Raw genomic sequence first — 2869 nt, 5'->3', positions numbered from 1 at the left:
TGTTGTAGCTAAAATCTTTGCATAAGATTTGACGAACCACTAGTAAAAAGGGCATCATTTGATGCCCTTTTTCTGCGCTGAAAAAAGAGTTGGGTGTTTTGACATCAATTTTAACTCTTAGCAAAGAATTAAACGGTCTTTTTAACTAAAATGACTGTTAGATGTGTTGTTTTGCAACGCAAAGGAATGTGCCCTGCAACAGCGGGGTTATTGTCGTCTATATTTAAGACTTATCACAGGTTGGTTTTATGAAAGCAAACGCTGAAACTCCTGATAGCTCAGGTGCAGCAGATACAATGAAGTGGGTAGTCGCTTTTGTACTGTTGGCTGCTGCTGTTGTGGGTAATTACCTGTATGGTGAATTGTCTGTTGTAATTCGCGCTGCAGGTGTAGTTGTGCTGATTGCTGCCGCACTAGGCGTTGCAGCAACAACAACTAAAGGTAAAGCTGCGATCGATTTTGCAAAAGAATCTCGTATGGAGATTCGTAAAGTTGTTTGGCCTACTCGCCAAGAAACTATGCAAACTACATTGATCGTTTTAGCTGTATGTATTGTTATGTCTCTAGTGCTTTGGGGAATTGACGGCATTATGGTCCGTTTAGTTTCTCTAGCAACTGGAGTGTAGAGGGTTCTGATTCATGAGTGAAGCTCCAAAAAAACGTTGGTATGTAGTTCAAGCCTTTTCTGGCTATGAAGGTCGTGTATCTCAATCGTTACGCGAACATATTAAAATGCACGACATGGAAGAATTCTTTGGTGACGTTTTAGTACCTACTGAAGAAGTAGTGGAAATGCGTGCAGGTCAACGCCGTAAAAGCGAACGTAAGTTCTTCCCTGGCTACGTATTAGTGCAAATGATCATGAATGATGAATCATGGCACTTAGTACGCAGCATTCCTCGTGTTATGGGCTTCATTGGTGGTACCTCTGATCGTCCTGCACCAATCACTGACAAAGAAGCTGATGCTATCTTGAACCGTCTAGAGAAAGCGAGCGAGTCTCCACGTCCTAAGACAATGTTCGAAGCGGGTGAAGTGGTTCGTGTGAACGATGGTCCGTTTGCTGATTTCAACGGTACAGTTGAAGAAGTAGATTACGAGAAAAGCCGCATTAAGGTATCTGTATCGATCTTTGGTCGTGCAACACCGGTTGAGCTTGAATTTGGTCAAGTTGAAAAGCTGGACTAAAACTCTAACTTTTGAACAAGCTGTGGATAAATACTTCATAAGTTGTTCAAAATAAAAGAGTATAAAAAACCACCTTTTTAGGGTTGTTAAAGGCGCGAATTATGATTATAATTTCGCGCCTTTTTACTTCTATCGAAGTAAGAAAGAGTTAATTGAAATTAAGGGGAGCTTGCCTCAGGGCTAGCGCATGTACCCAAAAATTAGGAAATATCATGGCTAAGAAAGTTGAAGCTTATATCAAACTGCAAGTTGCAGCTGGTATGGCAAACCCAAGTCCACCGGTTGGTCCTGCTCTAGGTCAACACGGCGTGAACATCATGGAATTCTGTAAAGCGTTCAACGCAAAAACAGAATCTGTTGAGAAAGGTCTACCTACTCCAGTAGTAATTACTGTTTACAACGACCGTTCTTTCACGTTCGTAACTAAGACTCCACCTGCTGCTGTTCTTCTTAAGAAAGCTGCTGGCGTTAAGTCTGGTTCAGGTCGTCCAAACACTGAGAAAGTTGGTACTGTAACTGACGCTCAAGTTCAGGAAATCGCAGAAACTAAAGCTGCTGATATGACTGGTGCTGACATCGAAGCAATGAAGCGTTCTATTGCTGGTACTGCTCGTTCAATGGGCCTAGTGGTAGAGGGATAAGATCATGGCAAAACTTACTAAGCGTATGCGCGTAATCCGCGACAAAGTTGAAGTAACTAAAGAATACGAAATCAACGAAGCTGTTGCTCTTCTTAAAGAACTAGCTACTGCTAAATTCGTTGAGTCTGTAGATGTTGCTGTTAACCTAGGCATCGATGCTCGTAAATCTGACCAAAACGTACGTGGCGCAACTGTGCTACCTCACGGTACTGGCCGTGACATCCGCGTTGCTGTGTTCACTCAAGGTGCAAACGCAGAAGCAGCTAAAGCAGCTGGCGCAGATATCGTTGGTATGGAAGATCTTGCTGAGCAAGTGAAAAAAGGCGAAATGAACTTCGACGTTGTTGTTGCTTCTCCTGATGCAATGCGTGTTGTTGGTCAACTAGGTACAATCCTAGGTCCACGCGGCCTTATGCCAAACCCTAAAGTTGGTACTGTAACTCCTAACGTTGCTGAAGCGGTTAAGAACGCTAAAGCTGGTCAGGTTCGTTACCGTAACGACAAGAACGGTATCATCCACACTACTATCGGCAAAGCATCTTTCGAAGCTAACCAGCTTCAAGAGAACCTAGAAGCACTTCTAGTTGCTCTTAAGAAAGCTAAGCCTTCTTCAGCGAAAGGTACTTTCCTGAAGAAAGTAAGCATCTCTACTACAATGGGTGCTGGTGTTACTGTTGATCAAGCTAGTCTTGACACTCAAGCAAACTAATTTGCTTCGGCGCAGATTTAGTGTATACTTCTGCGCCTAATATTTGTGGTTGGGTGATTTTTGAAGCAATTCAGGTCATCCGTCCCAAGACCGTAGGCGCTGTACTCTTCGGAGATATGGCTTAATAAAACCTACGTAGGCGATGTTGTGGTTTGAAGTGAATTTATTCATTTTTAAATAACATCGTAAACGCTCATTACATTTTGTATGAGTGCTGTAATCACAACCAGAGGTTAATCCAAATGGCTTTAAATCTTCAAGACAAAAAAGCAATTGTTGCTGAAGTCAACGAAGCTGCCAGTGGTGCACTTTCTGCAGTTGTAGCTGATTC

At 42.7% G+C, this 2869-nt stretch carries 4 protein-coding genes and 1 pseudogene; all 5 read left to right on the top strand.

The genetic code is table 11. The annotated features are described in order from the left end of the window. The first annotated feature begins 248 nt into the window (after positions 1 to 248). The gene (gene secE / locus AB4496_RS09525; protein WP_017096511.1) at positions 249 to 626 is read left to right on the top strand and encodes a preprotein translocase subunit SecE; all 378 of its coding nucleotides are present in this window, start codon (positions 249 to 251) and stop codon (positions 624 to 626) included. A gap of 13 nt (positions 627 to 639) precedes the next feature. Continuing rightward, on the top strand, positions 640 to 1188 hold the full coding sequence (nusG, locus tag AB4496_RS09520) for a transcription termination/antitermination protein NusG (RefSeq protein WP_012605006.1): 549 nt from the start codon (positions 640 to 642) through the stop codon (positions 1186 to 1188). Positions 1189 to 1400: 212 nt separating this feature from the next. Beyond that, entirely contained in the window at positions 1401 to 1829 is a 429-nt protein-coding gene (rplK, locus tag AB4496_RS09515; protein WP_010435555.1) for a 50S ribosomal protein L11, read from the top strand. A 4-nt stretch (positions 1830 to 1833) separates the two neighbouring features. Then, on the top strand, positions 1834 to 2538 hold the full coding sequence (gene rplA, locus AB4496_RS09510) for a 50S ribosomal protein L1 (RefSeq protein ID WP_012605004.1): 705 nt from the start codon (positions 1834 to 1836) through the stop codon (positions 2536 to 2538). 242 nt (positions 2539 to 2780) lie between these two features. Beyond that, positions 2781 to 2869, top strand: a pseudogene (locus tag AB4496_RS09505) (50S ribosomal protein L10); the annotation flags it as partial.

The organism is Vibrio sp. 10N.222.46.A1, assembly GCF_041473595.1.
Classification (GTDB): domain Bacteria; phylum Pseudomonadota; class Gammaproteobacteria; order Enterobacterales; family Vibrionaceae; genus Vibrio; species Vibrio tasmaniensis_A.
The sequence above is the reverse complement of the archived record's forward strand: the minus strand, read 5'-3'. Positions and strand labels throughout refer to the sequence as shown.

Excerpts from the sequence above, each read along its gene's own strand:
- secE (WP_017096511.1), top strand. The coding sequence starts at position 249 with ATGAAAGCAAACGCTGAAACTCCTGATAGCTCAGGTGCAGCAGATACA.
- nusG (WP_012605006.1), top strand. The coding sequence starts at position 640 with ATGAGTGAAGCTCCAAAAAAACGTTGGTATGTAGTTCAAGCCTTTTCT.
- rplK (WP_010435555.1), top strand. The coding sequence starts at position 1,401 with ATGGCTAAGAAAGTTGAAGCTTATATCAAACTGCAAGTTGCAGCTGGT.
- rplA (WP_012605004.1), top strand. The coding sequence starts at position 1,834 with ATGGCAAAACTTACTAAGCGTATGCGCGTAATCCGCGACAAAGTTGAA.